The 15,690-nt window shown below is 73.2% G+C and carries 18 protein-coding genes and 1 tRNA gene; 9 read left to right on the top strand and 10 right to left on the bottom strand.

The genetic code is table 11. The annotated features are described in order from the left end of the window. Positions 1–96 precede the first annotated feature (96 nt). Complete coding sequence (locus C4U44_RS00650) at positions 97–279, bottom strand: hypothetical protein (RefSeq protein ID WP_103883568.1); 183 nt, start codon at positions 277–279, stop codon at positions 97–99. A 258-nt stretch (positions 280–537) separates the two neighbouring features. Here C4U44_RS00650 and C4U44_RS00645 point away from each other — a divergent pair, with 258 nt between their 5' ends. Next, positions 538–1,956 (top strand): family 2B encapsulin nanocompartment shell protein, encoded by a 1,419-nt coding sequence (locus tag C4U44_RS00645; RefSeq protein ID WP_103883567.1) that lies wholly within the window; start codon positions 538–540, stop codon positions 1,954–1,956. A gap of 88 nt (positions 1,957–2,044) precedes the next feature. Here the strand turns inward: C4U44_RS00645 and C4U44_RS00640 are convergent, their stop codons facing one another. The 3 genes from C4U44_RS00640 to C4U44_RS00630 form a co-directional block, all read right to left on the bottom strand. Beyond that, positions 2,045–2,803, bottom strand: coding sequence for a bestrophin-like domain (locus C4U44_RS00640; protein WP_103883566.1), 759 nt, complete (start codon positions 2,801–2,803; stop codon positions 2,045–2,047). A 21-nt stretch (positions 2,804–2,824) separates the two neighbouring features. After that, complete coding sequence (locus C4U44_RS43170; protein ID WP_265737299.1) at positions 2,825–2,947, bottom strand: hypothetical protein; 123 nt, start codon at positions 2,945–2,947, stop codon at positions 2,825–2,827. Positions 2,948–4,222: 1,275 nt separating this feature from the next. Further along, positions 4,223–5,083, bottom strand: a complete 861-nt coding sequence (locus C4U44_RS00630; RefSeq protein ID WP_235031706.1) for an SDR family NAD(P)-dependent oxidoreductase — start codon at positions 5,081–5,083, stop codon at positions 4,223–4,225. A 203-nt stretch (positions 5,084–5,286) separates the two neighbouring features. Here C4U44_RS00630 and C4U44_RS00625 point away from each other — a divergent pair, with 203 nt between their 5' ends. After that, positions 5,287–6,192, top strand: a complete 906-nt coding sequence (locus tag C4U44_RS00625) for a helix-turn-helix transcriptional regulator (RefSeq protein WP_103883564.1) — start codon at positions 5,287–5,289, stop codon at positions 6,190–6,192. Positions 6,193–6,261: 69 nt separating this feature from the next. On the opposite strand, the gene C4U44_RS00620 is transcribed toward C4U44_RS00625, so the two are convergent. The 3 genes from C4U44_RS00620 to C4U44_RS00610 form a co-directional block, all read right to left on the bottom strand. Then, the gene (locus C4U44_RS00620; RefSeq protein WP_103883563.1) at positions 6,262–6,801 is read right to left on the bottom strand and encodes a flavoprotein; all 540 of its coding nucleotides are present in this window, start codon (positions 6,799–6,801) and stop codon (positions 6,262–6,264) included. A 155-nt stretch (positions 6,802–6,956) separates the two neighbouring features. After that, the gene (locus C4U44_RS00615; protein ID WP_103883562.1) at positions 6,957–7,391 is read right to left on the bottom strand and encodes a hypothetical protein; all 435 of its coding nucleotides are present in this window, start codon (positions 7,389–7,391) and stop codon (positions 6,957–6,959) included. 121 nt (positions 7,392–7,512) lie between these two features. Beyond that, a complete protein-coding gene (locus C4U44_RS00610) occupies positions 7,513–8,112 on the bottom strand; it encodes a hypothetical protein (RefSeq protein WP_103883561.1) in 600 nt (199 codons plus the stop codon). 434 nt (positions 8,113–8,546) lie between these two features. Between C4U44_RS00610 and C4U44_RS00605 the strand changes: the two genes are divergently transcribed. The 4 genes from C4U44_RS00605 (at position 8,547) to C4U44_RS00590 (ending at position 10,959) form a co-directional block, all read left to right on the top strand. Next, positions 8,547–9,194 (top strand): HAD family hydrolase, encoded by a 648-nt coding sequence (locus tag C4U44_RS00605; protein ID WP_103883560.1) that lies wholly within the window; start codon positions 8,547–8,549, stop codon positions 9,192–9,194. An 18-nt stretch (positions 9,195–9,212) separates the two neighbouring features. Beyond that, entirely contained in the window at positions 9,213–10,379 is a 1,167-nt protein-coding gene (locus tag C4U44_RS00600; protein ID WP_103883559.1) for a helix-turn-helix domain-containing protein, read from the top strand. 104 nt (positions 10,380–10,483) lie between these two features. Further along, positions 10,484–10,681, top strand: a complete 198-nt coding sequence (locus tag C4U44_RS00595) for a hypothetical protein (protein ID WP_146088174.1) — start codon at positions 10,484–10,486, stop codon at positions 10,679–10,681. A gap of 53 nt (positions 10,682–10,734) precedes the next feature. After that, positions 10,735–10,959, top strand: coding sequence for a hypothetical protein (locus C4U44_RS00590; RefSeq protein ID WP_146088173.1), 225 nt, complete (start codon positions 10,735–10,737; stop codon positions 10,957–10,959). 729 nt (positions 10,960–11,688) lie between these two features. Here C4U44_RS00590 and C4U44_RS00585 read toward each other — a convergent pair. Next, positions 11,689–11,760: transfer RNA gene (locus C4U44_RS00585), tRNA-Val, on the bottom strand. Positions 11,761–11,944: 184 nt separating this feature from the next. On the opposite strand from C4U44_RS00585, the gene C4U44_RS00580 reads away from it, so the two are divergent. Next, positions 11,945–13,186 carry a coiled-coil domain-containing protein gene (locus C4U44_RS00580; protein WP_103883556.1) on the top strand — a complete coding sequence of 414 codons (1,242 nt, stop codon included), beginning with the start codon at positions 11,945–11,947 and terminating at the stop codon, positions 13,184–13,186. 32 nt (positions 13,187–13,218) lie between these two features. Here C4U44_RS00580 and C4U44_RS00575 read toward each other — a convergent pair whose 3' ends face one another. Next, positions 13,219–13,446 (bottom strand): FmdB family zinc ribbon protein, encoded by a 228-nt coding sequence (locus tag C4U44_RS00575; protein WP_103883555.1) that lies wholly within the window; start codon positions 13,444–13,446, stop codon positions 13,219–13,221. A 97-nt stretch (positions 13,447–13,543) separates the two neighbouring features. On the opposite strand from C4U44_RS00575, the gene C4U44_RS00570 reads away from it, so the two are divergent. Continuing rightward, the gene (locus C4U44_RS00570) at positions 13,544–14,164 is read left to right on the top strand and encodes a phosphonate degradation HD-domain oxygenase (RefSeq protein WP_103883554.1); all 621 of its coding nucleotides are present in this window, start codon (positions 13,544–13,546) and stop codon (positions 14,162–14,164) included. A 21-nt stretch (positions 14,165–14,185) separates the two neighbouring features. Here the strand turns inward: C4U44_RS00570 and C4U44_RS00565 are convergent, their stop codons facing one another. After that, entirely contained in the window at positions 14,186–14,845 is a 660-nt protein-coding gene (locus C4U44_RS00565) for an O-methyltransferase (RefSeq protein ID WP_103883553.1), read from the bottom strand. A gap of 51 nt (positions 14,846–14,896) precedes the next feature. On the opposite strand from C4U44_RS00565, the gene C4U44_RS00560 reads away from it, so the two are divergent. Beyond that, positions 14,897–15,529 (top strand): nucleoside/nucleotide kinase family protein, encoded by a 633-nt coding sequence (locus C4U44_RS00560; RefSeq protein WP_103883552.1) that lies wholly within the window; start codon positions 14,897–14,899, stop codon positions 15,527–15,529. The last annotated feature ends 161 nt before the right edge of the window (positions 15,530–15,690 follow it).

Here is a 15,690-nt window from a genome sequence, read left to right as displayed (position 1 = left end):
AGCCTCCGGCGGTCGTCAGCAGTCCCGAGAGCGGCCCTCGGTGCCCCCAGCGGCTCCGGCGGACTTCAGGGTCCTCAGCGTCACCCTGGGGCCCTCTCAGCGGCGACGGCGTCTGGACGGCGGGGCCCAGCCCGTACCGACTCCTGCGAGATGGAGTGCGACGCAGAACGCGCCGGCCAGCAGCAGGCTGAACGGCGTGAAGCCGGCGTCCGTGCCGGTGCTGGTCGCGTTGATCAGATACCCGATGGCGAAGATGACGGCGCCCACAGCGGCAAGCATGGGTGACCTCCTCGGAGCGGTGGGCGCCCCGGTGGCGCCCTCAGCCGCTCGCCTTCCCCCCAACCTCCGTGTGACGCACACCAGTTCGCACCCCAGGAACGGATGGTCACGGAGCAGTACGGAACCGGACGGATCACCCGCGCCCGTACGCCTCTTTCCCGTATTTCGGAAAGTATTCTCACTCGATCCGGCAATAGTCAGCACTCTGCGTGCTCGAAAGAATTGGGCTGTATCACCTCCTTACGGGAAGGACAGTCCATGTCGGTTGATGCGGGTCAGGACACCGCACAAGGCAATCCGCCCAACGCTCAGGCGCGGACCAGCCTCGACACCGCAGCCGCGCGAAATCTGGCGACCACCACCAAGTCCACCCCGCAGATGCAGGGCATCTCGTCCCGGTGGCTGCTCAAGGTGCTCCCCTGGGTGCAGGTCAACGCCGGCACGTACCGGGTCAACCGCCGGCTGAGCTACGCCGTCGGCGACGGCCGGGTCACGTTCGTGAAGACGGGGTCCGAGGTGCGGGTCATCCCGCAGGAGCTGGGTGAGATCGCGGCCCTGCGGTCGTTCGACGACCTGCCGGCGCTGACCGCGCTGGCGGACCGTTTCGTCCAGCGCGAGTACGCCCCGGGCGAGGTCCTGGCCGAGGCCGGACGCCCCGCGGACACCGTGTTCCTGATCGCCCACGGCAAGGTCGAGAAGATCGGCGAGGGGTCGTACGGCGAGCAGACCCGGCTCGGCTCGCTGGCCGACGGCGACCACTTCGGCGAGCAGGCCCTGCTGGTCGCGGGCACCTGGGAGTACACCTCCAAGGCCGCCACCGCCACCACCGTGCTCGAACTCCCGCGGCAGGCGCTGGAGTCGCTGCTGGAGACCACGCCACCGCTGCGCGCCCACCTGGACGCGTTCCGGGCGATCCCGAGCCAGCGGACCAACAAGCGCGGCGAGGCGGCCATCGAGCTGGCCTCGGGCCACAAGGGCGAGGCCGCGCTGCCGGCGACCTACGTCGACTACGAGGTCAAGCCGCGCGAGTACGAGTTGAGCGTCGCCCAGACCGTGCTGCGGGTGCACAGCAGGGTCGCCGACCTCTACAACGAGCCGATGAACCAGACCGAGCAGCAACTCAAGCTCACCGTCGAGGCGTTGCGGGAGCGCCAGGAGCACGAGCTGATCAACAACCCGGAGTTCGGGCTGCTCCACAACGCGGACTACGACCAGCGGATCCAGCCGCACGCCGGTCCGCCGCTGCCGGACGACCTGGACGAGCTGATCAGCCGCCGCCGCAACACCCGCTACCTGCTGGCCCACCCGCGCACCATCGCCGCCTTCGGCCGCGAGTGCACCCGGGCCGGCATCTACCCCGACCCGGTGGAGGTGAACGGCTCCACCGTCCCCGGCTGGCGCGGTGTGCCCCTGCTCAGCTGCAACAAGATCCCGGTCACCGCGGCCCGGACCAGCTCGATCATCGCCATCCGCACCGGCGAGGACAACCAGGGCGTCATCGGCCTCAACCAGACCGGCCTGCCCGACGAGTACGAACCGGGGCTCAACGTCCGGTTCATGGGCATCGACGAGAAGGCGATCATCAACTACCTGGTGAGCACGTACTTCTCCGCCGCGGTGCTGGTCCCCGACGCGCTCGGCGTCCTGGAGAACGTCAACGTCTCCAACTGGCACTGATCCTGCGGCCGGCAGCCTGAGGGCGGCTCCCCCACCACGCCCGGTGGGGGAGCCGCCCTCTGTCACGTCCCGTGCTGCCGTGTCGCGTTCACTGCCTGAGCACGATGTCCCGGAAGGCGCTCGAGCCGACCGCCAGGCCGTCGCCGAACGGCGCGTCCAGGTCCCAGATCAGGAAGAGCAGGAACGCGATCAGCGCGCTGAACAGCCCGGCCAGCAGCAACTCCCGTGCCGAGCGCCGGATCTGGAGCGTGAAGATCAGCCCGACGGTCACCAGGCCGCCGGTGATCAGGCCGAACCACACCATCCCCGGCATCGTCGCCCCGGCGCTCTGCCCCCGCTCGGTCCTGGCCTGGTCCGCGGCCGTCACCTGGTCCAGCAACGGCTGGTACGCCTGCTGGCCGAGGTCGCCCTTCGGGTCGTACTGCGCGATGTCGGTGCGGACCTTGTCGAGCAACTGCGTCCCCTGCGGCGACAGTTCGTCGTGCGCGCGCATGTAGCGCCACTCCTTGTCGGCCACGAAGGAGGCGTACGCGTCGACGTCCGCGCGCACCTGGTCGCGTACGCCGGGCGGGTAGACCTGCACCCGGGCCTTGATCTCGTGCAGGGCCTGCGCCTCGGCGAGTACGTCCGCCTGCGCGCCGCCCCTGCCCTCCCAGACGCCCGCGATGGCCAGTCCGAGCACGATCGCGTAGACCACGCCGATCATCATGACCATGTACTCGATGACGTCCGGGGTCTCGGACGGGTCGTCGTCGTCGGTGATCCGACGCTGACGGAGCACGACCACGCTGATCACCACCGCGCACACCGCGGCCATCGCGATGACCAGCACCAACCACTGTGACATGAACGAACTCCCCCTCTTCTGCTAGCGGTTCCTGCGGTAGGTGCCGGAGCCCGGCCGCAGCACGGCCACGGCGAGTACGGCGGGCACGGTGGTGAGCAGCAGCGTCTCCATCACGTTCTGGCCGTGCCGCGGCGGTTTCGCCACGGCCTTCGGCGCCGGGGTCGGCCACACCGCGGGCTGCGGCGCCGGCGCCCGGGCGGGGGTGGGGGTGGGGGTCGGTTTCGGACGGGGACGCGGGCTCGGGCTCGGGGGCGGGGGTGGGGAGGGCGGCGGGGCCGCGGCGATGTGCGGCGCCGGCTTGCCCGGGGTCGTGGGCTTCGGTGTCGGGGTGGGCGTGGGCTTCGGAGTGGGGGTCGGAGGAGGCGGAGGTGTGGGAGGGGCCGTGGTCGGCGGGGGTGGGGGCGGGGGCGGTTTGCGGTGGCACGGATGCCAGAGCCGGCCCGGCCGGAAGCCCCACGGGGCGGACCCGTCCGCGGTCCGGTCGCCGTTCCAACCCCCGTTCCAGCCGCCGTTCCAACTCCACGCCGGCGACCAGGTCCACGGCCACGTCCACGGGACGCACTTCAGCGGCCAGGGCGGAACGGGGCCCGGGTGGTGGTGCCGCTTCCCGTGGGAGGCGCCGGCGTGGTGCGGGCCGCGCAGCCAGAACGGGGGGCGCGGCCGATGGTGGGTGCTCGGCGCGGGGCCGGACGGCCGCGTCGCCGGTGCCGGCTCGGCCGCGGCCGGGGTGGGGGCCGTTGTGGAAGCGGGAGTTGGGGTTGCGGTCGAGGTCGGAGTCGACGGTGGAGTTGAGGTCGGAGTCGAGGTCGGGTGCGGCTTCGGCTCAGGTGCCCGGGTCGGACGCGGGGCCGGCCCGGTGGTCGTACCCGTGGCCGTGGGCGCAGGGTCGGGAGCCGCGGTCGGCGTAGGTGTCGAGGCGGGAGTCGGCGTCGAGGTGGGAGTCGGTGTCGGGGACGGGTCGGGGCGCGCGGACGGGCCCGGGTCGCTCGGGGGCCGGCTCGTCCCCCGGTGCCGTCGCGACCCTGGGGCCGGGCGGTCCGAACGGGCGGGCCGCTCCGGGGCGACCGAGCGGGCCGGGCGGGCGGGCGGTGCGGGATCCGGCGTGTGCGCCGTGGCGCCCGGGTGCCGGGAGGACGCCGGGCCGGGTGGCCCGGACGGCTCTCGCTCGGCGCCCGGGCGGGCTGGTGAACGGGAGGCCGTACACCCGTGGAGGGCGCGTATGCCGTCGCCGCAGCGAGGTCCGGGCGTCGCGGCGGCCGTGCCGCCCAGACCCCACGAACCCGCTGCCGTCACCACGGCGAGCGCCGCCCACGTGCAGGCGAGCCTCCCCCATGAATTGCTCACCCCCATATGCTTCGCAGCGCCACGGTGCACACCGGCGCGAAGCCCCCTCGTTCACCCGAAAGGGTCATCAACCACCTAAACGTACCGGCGCGTTGCCCCGGGACGGTCGGGCGGCGTCGTCGCAGGCCGTGGCCGCGGACCTCTCCCGCCAGGCCGCGAGGTCGTCCTGAATGCCGCGCACCTTGGCCAGTTGGCGCTCTGTCGCGTCGCGGCCCAGGGCCAGGCGCCCGGGCAGCCTGTCCTGCGGACGGCCTCGTGGATCAGGGCGGCGCCCTTGACGGGATCGCCGAGTTGGGCGTGGTCGGCGGTGCCGATCCAGTCCAGGGTGGCGTGCGCGGGCGTGCCGTCGTAGGCGGGGATGCGCCGCTCCGCGGTCGACAGGGAACTGCCGTCGAGGAAGTCGGTGCGGAAGACGCCGGGTCCGACGACCATGCTCTGGATGCCGAACGGCGCCAGCTCCGCCGCGAGCGCCTCGCCGATACCGGCGACCCCGAACTTCGAGGCGCAGTACATGCTCGCCCCGGGCTCCCCCTCGCACCCGGAGCGGGAACCGATGTGCGCGATCTTCCCGGCGCCGGCTGCTCGCATGACGGGCAGGACGGCGCGGGTGACGTTGATCAGCCCGAAGACGTTGAGGTCGAAGAGGGACCGCGCCTCGGTGTCCGTGATCTCCTCCCGCGCGCCGAGCAGGCCGCGCCCCGCGGTGTTGACGAGGACGTCGATCGTGCCGAAGCGCCGCAGGGCCGCCTCGACGGCCGCGGTGATCTCCGCGCCGCGGGTGACGTCGAGGCGGACACCGAGGACCCGGTCGTGCCGCCGCAGGTCGTCCGGCAGTTTCCGCGGGTCGCGGGCCGCGGCGACCACGCTGTCGCCTCCCTCCGGCGCCGCCCGCGCGATCTCCGCACCCAACCGCGTGCCGCACCGGTGATCAACCACGTGGCCATGAGATGCCTCCTTGCCGTCGGTTCGGGGAACCGCCCCGGCCGGACCTTCCGGCGTCGGGGCCATGCCTCCACCGAACCAGCGCCGACCAGGCCGGATGGGCTCCGGATGGGCTCCGGAAGGGCCCGGCCGACCGGGGGACAAAGTGGGCCACCCAGCCGCCGCCGGATCGCCGGCGCACGTGCGAGCCTGGACGCATGGACCGTGAGCAGCCCGCCGGCACACCGATGGCAGAGTTCCTGCGCTCCGCCCGCACCCGCCTGACCCCCGAGGAGGCCGGGATCGAGGACCCCGGCCGGGTGCGGCGCCGGGTCTCCGGCCTGCGCCGGGAGGAACTCGCCCGGCTGGCCGGAGTGAGCGTGGACTACTACACCCGCCTCGAACAGGGCCGCAGCCGCAGCGCCTCCACGGAAGTCCTCGACGCGCTCGCCACCGCGCTCCGCCTGGACGACGCCGAGCGCGGCCACCTGCACGCCCTGGCCCGCCCCCGTCCCCGGCCGGCCCGCCGGCGCCCCCGCCCCCAGCACGTCCACCCCGCCACCTGGGACCTGCTGGACACCCTCCAGCAGGCATGCCGCCCCGCCTTCGTCCTCGGCCGGCGCCTCGACGTGCTGGCCCACAACCCGCTCGCCGGACGGCTGATCACCGACTTCCGCGCGCTCCCCGCAGCCGAACGGAACCAGGCCCGCTTCGTCTTCCTCGACCCGCACGCGCGCGAGCTGTACCGGGACTGGGCCCGCGTCGCCGCCGACACCGCCGCGATGCTCCGCCTCGACGCCGGCAGGCACCCGGACGACCCGACACTCGGCGCCCTCGTCGGCGAACTGTCCATCCGCAGCGAGGAGTTCCGCCGCCTCTGGTCCGACAACAAGGTCCACCGGCGCACGACCGGCACCAAGGACTACCACCACCCACTCGTCGGCGACCTCACCGTCACCTACCAGGCCCTCACACCCGCCGACGACCCCGACCAGATCCTCTTCATCTACGGCACCGAACCCGGCAGCCCGTCCGAGACCTCCCTGCGCCTGCTGGCCCAATGGAGCGGGCCGAGCACCAGGACGCGCCCCGCCGCCACGCGAGCCCCGGAAGGGCACGGCTGAGGCCCGGTCTCCGCGGCTTCGGGGCCGGGCTCTGCGGCGCTCGGAACGCCGTCGCGGTGGCGTGCCGGCCTACGTCTCCGGCTCGCCAAGCGCGTCCAGCAGGAGGTGCCACGGGTAGGCGTGCGGCCCGTCGGTGTCCGGCGGCCCCGGCTCGAACCCGCCCGGGCCGTACAGCATCCGCACCCCCGCCAGCCGCAACTCCCCCACCGAGCGCTCGAACGCGGGGTGCCGGGCATAGGCCGCGTTCAGGCACGGCATCGCCAGCAGCGGGACGCCCTTGCCGATCGCCTCGGCGGCCACCCCGACCACGAACTTGTCGGTGATCCCGGCCGCCCACGCGTTGATCGTGGTGAACGTCGCGGGCGCCAGCGCGATCACCGCGGGCGGCGGCCACACGTCCGGCTGCCCGGGCAACTTGTACTCCCACCGCACCGGATGCCCGGTCAGCGCCGCGAGCCCGTCGAGCGACTCGCCCAACCACCGCGCCGCGGTGGGTGTGAGCCCGAGACACACCTCCCACCCGGCCTCCTGCGCGGACTCCACCACCCTGGCGACGTCGAACACGGGGGGCGCGGCGGAAGCGAACAGATACAGCGTGCGACTGGTCACGCGGCGAGTCTTCTACACCTCCGCACCGTTCGGTATCCGCAAGCTCGGTGAGTTCAGCCCGACGCACACCACCGGCGTCACGACCCCCGCCCCCGCTTGACCGCCGACCAAGCGGCGGGGGCGGGTTGGCGAGCAGCACAGGCCCGTTCGGGGAGCTAGGACTCCAGCTCGTCGGGAACCGTGACGCCGCGAATCTCGCCGAGTGACTCCGCCACGCGTGCCACGGAGAGCCGCAGCACACGCAGTGCCAGCCGGAACTGATCCGCGTCGCGCAGAAACGACGCCGCATCGCGCCCCGCCAACTGGATGAACTGCGTGAACGCCGACCGCAGGACCCTCAAGTGAGCACGCAGTGGGCTCCCGACCTTGGCCCGCTTGATCGCCTCCGTCAGCAGCTCTCGGCACTCCTGCGCCGACGCTCGGCACTCCTCGGCATCCTCGACGGGGCGGTCCACGTTGATGTACCCATGCAGCAGCCGACGGTCCGACAGCGTGTCCAGCACATCCTGCGCGATCTTCTTCTGGCTCGTCGTGCTGCTCCAGTTCAGACCGAGCCCCAACGCCTGCACGCCCGTGAACTCGACTCCCATGCTGTCCCCTCCTGGTTCTCGGGCGGCGATCCTCTGCGCCGGTACTTCGAGCCATCCCTCCCCTCGTGGTCGCGGGTTCACCCCCGGCCGCCGCACGTCCGGCGGCCGGAACGGTGCGCGGCTACGGAATGTCGACGACCTTGACGGTCCACGAGCACTCGGAGTTGACCTCCAGGTACAGCGTGCCCCCGTCGTGCTGGTGGGTGACCTCGGAGCCGTTCGCGCCCAGCTCGTTGGCGAGGGGCATGGGGAAGTCGGTGCCGCCGGTGGTGACGATGAAGTTCCCCGACGTCCCGAAGTTGCTGCAGTCGTACGTGTAGTGGAGGTCCCAGTCACCGTTGACGTGGAACTTCGCCGTGCTCTTGATGCCGTCGCCGGACTCGGTGAGGACCGTCGTCGCCTTGGGCCTCGGCTTGGGCTTGGGCTTGGCCGCGGTCCTGGCCGGAGCGGCCGCCTTGGTACCGGGTGCGTCCGCCGGCTGCTCCGTGGTCGCGCCGGCCGAAGGCGCGGCGGCGGTCGACTTGTCGTCGTTCTTCTTGCCGCCACCCCCGGTCGCGGCGCCGATGATGCCGATCAGGACGACCGCCCCGACGACCCCGAGGCCGATGTTCCGGGCACGGTGCTTCTTCTTCGGCGGCTCCGGCGCCGGGCCCCATCCGGATGGCTGCCGGGGCTGGCTGGCCCAGTTCGGGATGTTCGGGTGGGGCTGCTGATCGGTCATGGGTCCTCCCTGGGGATTCGCGGTGAGAGTGGAGAATTTCAGGCGTACCGTCAGTTACGGGCCGATGTTGCACGTCCGTGACAAACACCCCTGGACGGGCGCAAATGTGCCCCTAATCACCGGCGTTGGACAGGGCGAGGCGGGTCCGCGTGACGCGTGGGGCGCCCAACGCCCGGTTCGAGCACCCAGGCGGCGACAGAGCGTCCGCGCGAGGCGTTGAGCTGGGCGGCGTCGCGTCGTGGGCAGGCCCATGGACGGCCGGCGGTGGATACGGGCGTGGGGGTCGGCTGGGAGGTATGCACGGTGGCGGATGAGCCGGCAGGCAGGGCGACGGCTGCGCACCAGGGTTCGGCGGGCGGCCCCGGCATGGTGCACCAGGGGGCCGTCGCGCTGACGACCGTGTTGATCGCCCAAGCCCTCGATACCCTGACCGCATGATCCACACCGTGGCGTTCGACGTCGGCGAAACCCTCACTTCGGACACCCGCATCTGGACCATGTGGGCTGACTGGCTCGGCGTGCCGCGCCATACGGTGTCCGCGCTTGTCGGCGCCGTCGTCGCCCGCGGCCAGGACAACGCCGACGCGCTTCGGCTGATCCGCCCAGGGCTCGATGTCGCCGCCGAGCAGGTCGCGATGGAGGCTGCCGGCCGCGGAGAACACCTCGACGAGACGGACCTGTACCCGGACGTCCGCCCGGCCCTGGCCGCGCTGCGCGCCGCGGGGTACCGGGTGGTCATCGCCGGGAACCAGACCGCCCGCGCAGGCGAGCTGCTGCGCGCCCTCGACCTGCCCGCGGACGCGATCGCCACGTCCGGGGAGTGGGGCGTCGCCAAGCCCGACCCTGGGTTCTTCGCCCAGGTCGTCGGGGCGGCGGGATGCGAGCCGCACGACGTGCTGTACGTCGGCGACCACCCGCAGAACGACACCTTTCCCGCGGCCGCCGCGGGCCTTTCGACCGCGCACCTGCGCCGCGGCCCTTGGGGATACCTGTGGGCGGACGACCCCGACGTGGCGCTCACCGCGGACGTGCGCGTCGACTCGCTGACGGATCTCGCCGACCGCCTCACCAATCGCCCCTGAAATCGGTACGGTTCGGGCATGTCGACCGACCCGAGGCACGGAATGGGGGAGCGCGTCGCCACCGCGCGCCGTGCCCGCGGCCTCACCCAGCAGGGCCTCGCCGCTGCGGCCGAACTGAGCTATGCCACCATTCGGGCCGTGGAGCGCGGGGCGCGGCTCCCCTCTGACGATTCCCTGGCCGCGATCGCCGCCGCGCTCGCCATCGACCCGTCGCGGCTCCTCGCCTCCGGGGCCCGGGTCACCGGCCGTGTCCACGCCGCTGTCCCGGCGATCGCCGCCTATGACGTGCCGGACGATGGCCCCGTGCGTCCGCTCGACCAGCTGCGCGCGGCGGTGGCCGAGGCCGAGGGATGGCGGCTCGCCGCGCAGTACGTTCGCATTGCCGAGACCATGCCGCCGCTTCTTGAGGAGCTGGCTCGTGCGCACACCGCCGCCGACGGCCAGGACCCGGCCGTGGCGGCCCTGTTGGTGTCCGCGTACCGCTCGGCCGACGCGGTGGCCTACAAGTTCGGCGCGCGCGACCTCAGCGGCCGCCTGGTCGAGCTGATGCGGTGGGCGTCGAAAGGTGCGGACGACGACCTCCTCACATCTGGCGTCGCCTACGTGCGCACCGAGGTGTTCTTCGCGGCCCGCGCCCACGATCCCGGCCTGCGCGCGTTGGAGGCCGCGCTCGATGCCGGCCCTCCTGTCACCGACGCCCGTTCCGCGGCCGCCCGCGGCGCGCTCCACATGCGGGCCGCGGTCATCGCCGGCCGCGCCGGCCGTACGGACCGAGCCGACGAGCACTTGGCCGAGGCGCGCGCGATGGCCGACCGTGCTCCCGAAGGGGTGTACAGCGGGACCGCGTTCGGGCCGGACAGTGTACGAATCCACGAGCTGAGCCACGCGGTGTCTCTGGGCGACGCGGGCGTGCCGCAGGCCCTGGCGATCGCCCGGAAGTGGGCGCCTCCGCGCGAGATGCCGCCGGAACGCCGGTCAGGGTTCTCCATCGAACTGGCCCGCGCGCAGGTGTGGGGCGGCCACCGCCGGGACGCGTTCGAGTCGCTGCGCGTCGCCCGCCGGATCGCACCGCAGCACACCCGGGAGCACCGCTGGGCGCGGGAGTCTGCGGCGACCCTGCTGCGCCTGGGCCGTGCCGACGACCCCGAACTGGTTGGTTTCGCCGAGTGGATCGGCGCCGTTTGATCACGACCCGCGCGCGCTGAAAACCGCTACCGCATGTAGCAGTTGACGGGGTCCCGGCCGGACACCATCTGCCTGTCCACGAAAACCAGCAGATGGGACGGGACATGGCCGGGACATTGCTGCCGCTGATGGCGGCCGCCGACACGTCGCCCGCGCGCCTCCAGGGCGAAGCGTGCTGGTACTGCGGCACCGTCTCGGGTCTCGCCCCGATCGGTGAGGTCACCACGCCGGTACCCGGCGGCCTGCGCGTCCTGCCGGTCGTCGGATGCAGCGCGCACCCGCAGATCGTCCGGGCCGCCTGATGGAGCGGCCGAGCGTCGAGTCGCTGCTGAGTCAGCCACTGGGAATCCCGCGGGTGCCCGTCCTGGAGGACGCGTGCGCGCTCCTCGCGCAGCGTCCGCTGGACCAGACGCTGGCCGAACTCGATACGGTGCTCGGCCGGCCGCTCCCGGAGGACGGGGGTCGGCGCCTGCATGTGCTCGTGTCGACCCTCTATCACCAGGCCGGGGCGCCGCTCGACCTCACCGAAGACCTTCGCGCCCGTATCGAGGGCGCGCAGTCCACGACCGTCAAGGAGTGATCGCCATGTCCTGTGGAAACGAGAACTGCCGCAAGGGCGGCTGCACCACCGACCCCAAGCCCGCCACACCCCGCCCCGCCGCATGATGACCGCCACGCGCGAGAGCTGCATCTACCGCGACACCAGCAGCGGCGGCGCACCCCTCACCCTGGTGGCCAGCGCGGCCGCGCAGGACGCCAGCAGATCGCCGCCTACCAGGCGTACCTCGCTCACCCGCGGGACTGCGCGCTCTGCCCGGAACACACCTCGCAATGCGACGAAGCCGGGCGCCTCTGGGAGGTGTACCGGAAGGCCCGCGGCTGGACCCCACCCACCCAGGTGGGCATCTGCCACCGGTGCGACCGCCCCGTGCACGCGGGCGATGACCTGCACGAGCGAATCGACCAGGACACCGGGCCGGGAGCCGATGTGCTGCTGCACCGCAGAACGTGTCGGGCGCCGGCGGTGCGCCGACACAGTTGAGAGAGTCTGCCGCGGTTCGGTCGCCGCGCCTGGCCGCCGTCCTGCTGACCGCAGAGGCCACACGGGTCGCCGGTGTGCCGATGCCGGCGGCCCCCTCAGTGAGTGTCGGACGGTTCGGTCACTCGACGGCGGCCCCGCGGCGGCTCTCCACCACACCAGGTACGCAGAGGACGCAGATCTGGCGTGTGCCGGGAGCAGACCAGCCCCTCCGTATCGGGCACGGAAAAAGCCCCTTCCGTGGCACACGGGAGGGGCTTCGACCCGGGGTGGGCGTGGACGGTTTCGAACCGCCGACATCCGCCTTGTAAGGGCGGCGCTCTACCACTGAGCTACACGCCCCGGGGTTGGCGACGACACAGGTTACCCCGGGCCGGGGCCTGGTCGGCAAGCGCGGCACGGGTGGGAGGTACGGGCGGGCGGCGCCGGCGGGCGGCGCGGCGCAGGGGGCCGTGTGTTCGGGCCGGGCGGGTGGGAGGATGGACCGGACGGCAGTGAGCGGCGAGCGCGGGGAGAGAGTGTCACTGTGACGACGGCACGTTCGTGGTGGCGGCGCGGCGACAATCTGCGTGCGGAGGCCCAGGCGGCGAAGGACGCCGCGGCCCAGGCGTTCTACGAGCTGGACACCGCGCAGCGCGACCTGCAGATCTCGATAGAGACCATCTCCGCGGTGGACAGCACGCCGCAGGCCCGGCAGGCCCTGGAGGGGTTCCGGACCCTCGGGGAGAAGATCGACCGGATCAGCGGCGCGTACATCGCGACCGTGGACGCCCACGACATCGACCGGGACGAGCTGGACCACGCGGCGGCCTCGCGCGCGGTGGCCGAGCTGACCCGGGCGAAGGACGACCTGACCAACGCGAAGACCGAGCTGGAGCGCTACCTCCAGAGCCTCGCCCCGCTGCTGGACAAGGCCGAGAACCAGCTGGCCCGGCTGGCACCCGCCCGGGAGCGGGCCAAGCAGTCGCTGCTCGCGGCGAGCCAGGCGCTGGACGCGGTCCGCGCCGCGGGCCTGAAGGCGGACGACCTGGCGGCCCGGCTCGCGGCGCTCGGCCCGGAGCTGACGCGGCTCAACGAGGGTGCCAGCAAGCACGGCGTCCAGGACACCGTCCGGCGCGCGGACGAGATGCGGCGCACCGCGGATGCGGTCAGGGCCGAGGCGGAGCGGCTGCCCGAGCGGGCGAAGGAGATCGACAAGCGGCTGGTGTCGCTGCGTACCCGGGTGCAGGCTCTCGGTACCCGGGCGGAAGGCGTGGCCCCGGTGCTCAGCGAGCTGCGGCGCCGTTTCTCCGCGGCCTGCTGGCAGGACCTCCAGCACGTGCCCGACCAGGCCGCCCAGGCCGTGCGACTGGCGGAGGACGCCCTGGCCGAGGCGCGCAAGGCCCGCGCCGACCAGCGCTGGGCCGACGCCACCGCGCGCCTGGCGACCGTACGCGCACAGATGGACGAGGTGGACGGCGCGGTGGCCGCGGCAGGTGACCGGCTGCGCCGGCTCAACGAGGTCAGCAAGGACCCGACCGGCGAGGTGGAGAAGACGCGCTTCGCGATCCGCGACGCCCAGCGGCTGGCGATGCAGGGCCGCAGCACCCCCGAGCCGCGACACGCCCGCCCGCTCGACGACGCCGTGGCCCGCCTGGACCGAGCGGTGGGCGCGCTGGAGGGCCGGCACCCCGACTACTGGGCGTTCCTCACCGAGACCGCGGCGGTCCGCGAGACGGTCAACCGCGTGGTGTCGAACATCCGCGAGGACCGCGCCGCGGGCCGCTGAGGCTCCGGTTCAGCCGCTGAGGCCCGGCTTCTTCAGCCGCAGCAGCCCCCGCCGCAGCAGCCGCCGCCCGCTGAGGGCGCCGAGCCGCCCGACGCGGCGGAGGGCGCCGAGGACGACGAGCCCACGGACACCGTGGAGAGCAGCTTCACCGTGTCGGCGTGGCCGCGCGGGCAGGGCGCGGGCGCGTCGGACTGGGACATGGGGCGGCGCATCTCGAAGGTGAAGCCGCACGCCTTGCAGCGGTACTCGTATCGGGGCATGCGCTCAGCCTAGCGGCAGGCACCCCGCGCGCCGCCGTTCATCCACAGGTAACCCGGGTGACGCCGAACGCCCCGCCGCGTGTGGCATCTTCCGGCCATGGACGCCACCACCGACCGGGCCGGCTCGCCGGACACCGCTCCCCTCGACGACCTGGAAGCCCTCTTCCTCGGCGCCGGCGCCGACCAGTACCTCGGCGAGGACGTCACCCAGGCACAGCACATGCTGCAGGCCGCGGCCCTCGCGGTGGCCGACGGCGCCCGGGCGGCCCTGGTCGCGGCGGCGCTGCTGCACGACATCGGGCACTTCCACGGCACCGTGAGCGGCGAGGAGTGGCTGAAAGGCACCGACAACCGGCACAGCCACGCCGGCGCGGACCGGCTCGCCGCGTGGTTCGGCCCCGACGTCACCGAGCCGGTCCGGCTGCACGTCGCCGCCAAGCGCTACCTGTGCCGCGCCGAGCCCGGCTACCACGACAAGCTGTCCGCCGAGTCGGTACGGACCCTGGCCCTCCAGGGCGGCCCGATGACGGTCGAGCAGGCCCGGGAGTACGAGGCCGAGCCGTACGCCCGCGACGCGGTGACACTGCGCCGCTGGGACGAGCGGGCGAAGGACCCGGCCGCGGAGGTGCCGCCCTTCGCCCACTACCGCCCGCTGCTCGCGGCCCTGCTCAGGCCCGCCGGGACGGACGGGCGGCCGGTGCCCCCGCCGGCCCCGTGACCGGCCCCGCGGACCGCCCCCTCACACCCTCCGGGCCAGCGTCAGCCCGTCCGCGACCGTCAGCAGCACGTCGTCGACCCGCTCGTCGGCGCGCACCCGCGCGTTGAACGCCCTGATCGCCGCGGCCGAGCCGCCCCGGCCCGGATCGGTCACCTCGCCGTGGAAGAGGGTGTTGTCGACCACCAGGAGGCCGCCGGGGTTCATCCGCGGCACCAGTTCCTCCCAGTAGTCGATGTACGACCCCTTGTCGGCGTCGAGGAAGACCAGGTCGATCCACGGGCCCTCGGGCAGCGCCCGCAGCGTCTCGATCGCCGGGGCGATCCGCAGGTCGATCCGGTCCGCGACGCCCGCGTCCGCCCAGGCCGCGCGGCCCACCGAGGTCCACTCCTCCGAGATGTCGCAGGCGATGACCCGGCCGCCCTCCGGGAGCGCCGCCGCCATCGACAGGGTCGAGAAACCGGTGAACGTGCCGACCTCCACGATCTGCCGCGCGCCGGTGAGCCGGACCAGGAAGGACAGCAGCGGGCCCTGCTCCTCGGCCGTCTGCAGCCCGGCGTCGGCGGCCAGTTCGCGGTGCGTGGTGTCCACCAGGGCGCGCTGCGCCGGGGACAGCGGAGGGTTGTGCGCCAGGACGTACGCGTACAGCTCCGGGGTGAGCTGCGGGTTCTTCGTCTCGTACAACGTCTTCTCCCGTATGCGGTGCGAAGCTCTGGCCTGACCTAGGCTGACCAGATGCTCGTCGACGACGTGATCGCCTTGGTGCCCAGCATTCCAGGCCGCAGAGCCCTGCTCGGGTTGGCGGGAGCGCCCGCCGCGGGCAAGTCGACGCTCGCGCGCCGGCTGGTCGACGCGGTGAACGCGCGGCTCGGCGCGGACACGGCGGCGTACGTGCCGATGGACGGATTCCACCTGGCCAACGCCCAGTTGGACCGGCTGGGCCTGCGCGGCCGCAAGGGCGCACCCGAGACGTTCGACGTCGACGGCTACGTCCACCTGCTCCGCCGGCTCCGGGCGACCCGCGAACGGCCCGTCTACGCACCCGGGTTCGACCGCGACCTGGACGAGCCGGTGGCCGCCGCCCTGGCCGTCCTCCCCTCGGCCCGGCTCGTCGTCACCGAGGGGAACTACCTCGCCGACGACGAACCCGGCTGGTCCGAAGTACGCGACCTGCTCGACGAGTTGTGGTTCGTCGAGGCCCCCCGGCGGCTGCGTGAACGAAGGCTGCTCCACCGCCACGTCCACGGCGGCCGCACCCAGGAAGAAGCCATCGCCTTCATCGCCGCCAGCGAACGGCCCAACGCCACCCGCGCCGAATCCGGCCGCCCCCACTGCTCCCGCGTGGTCACCCCCGAGGAAGATTCCTGACCGCCTCAAGGGGCGCGTGGAGGCACCTCCCAGCCGCCGGGCTGGGGGGAGAACCGCACGAGCACCCCCCACCGGCAGGTGGTCCGCCGACGGACAGCCCACGCCCCGGAGGGCCCCGCAGGGGCGCGGGGAACTGCGCGAGCAACCTCCACGGACGGGTG

The sequence above is a fragment of the Actinacidiphila yanglinensis genome (assembly GCF_900107965.1).
GTDB lineage: Bacteria > Actinomycetota > Actinomycetes > Streptomycetales > Streptomycetaceae > Actinacidiphila > Actinacidiphila yanglinensis.
Note: the sequence above shows the minus strand (reverse complement) of the source record. Positions and strands in the feature narration are given on the sequence as shown.

What these genes read in the sequence shown, in the direction of transcription:
- C4U44_RS00650 (WP_103883568.1), bottom strand. Translation starts at nt 279, where the DNA reads ATGCTTGCCGCTGTGGGCGCCGTCATCTTCGCCATCGGGTATCTGATC.
- C4U44_RS00570 (WP_103883554.1), top strand. Translation starts at nt 13,544, where the DNA reads ATGGACGCCACCACCGACCGGGCCGGCTCGCCGGACACCGCTCCCCTC.
- C4U44_RS00575 (WP_103883555.1), bottom strand. Translation starts at nt 13,446, where the DNA reads ATGCCCCGATACGAGTACCGCTGCAAGGCGTGCGGCTTCACCTTCGAG.
- C4U44_RS00600 (WP_103883559.1), top strand. Translation starts at nt 9,213, where the DNA reads ATGTCGACCGACCCGAGGCACGGAATGGGGGAGCGCGTCGCCACCGCG.
- C4U44_RS00625 (WP_103883564.1), top strand. Translation starts at nt 5,287, where the DNA reads ATGGACCGTGAGCAGCCCGCCGGCACACCGATGGCAGAGTTCCTGCGC.
- C4U44_RS00645 (WP_103883567.1), top strand. Translation starts at nt 538, where the DNA reads ATGTCGGTTGATGCGGGTCAGGACACCGCACAAGGCAATCCGCCCAAC.
- C4U44_RS00640 (WP_103883566.1), bottom strand. Translation starts at nt 2,803, where the DNA reads ATGTCACAGTGGTTGGTGCTGGTCATCGCGATGGCCGCGGTGTGCGCG.
- C4U44_RS00560 (WP_103883552.1), top strand. Translation starts at nt 14,897, where the DNA reads ATGCTCGTCGACGACGTGATCGCCTTGGTGCCCAGCATTCCAGGCCGC.
- C4U44_RS00610 (WP_103883561.1), bottom strand. Translation starts at nt 8,112, where the DNA reads ATGACCGATCAGCAGCCCCACCCGAACATCCCGAACTGGGCCAGCCAG.
- C4U44_RS00615 (WP_103883562.1), bottom strand. Translation starts at nt 7,391, where the DNA reads ATGGGAGTCGAGTTCACGGGCGTGCAGGCGTTGGGGCTCGGTCTGAAC.
- C4U44_RS00605 (WP_103883560.1), top strand. Translation starts at nt 8,547, where the DNA reads ATGATCCACACCGTGGCGTTCGACGTCGGCGAAACCCTCACTTCGGAC.
- C4U44_RS00595 (WP_146088174.1), top strand. Translation starts at nt 10,484, where the DNA reads ATGGCCGGGACATTGCTGCCGCTGATGGCGGCCGCCGACACGTCGCCC.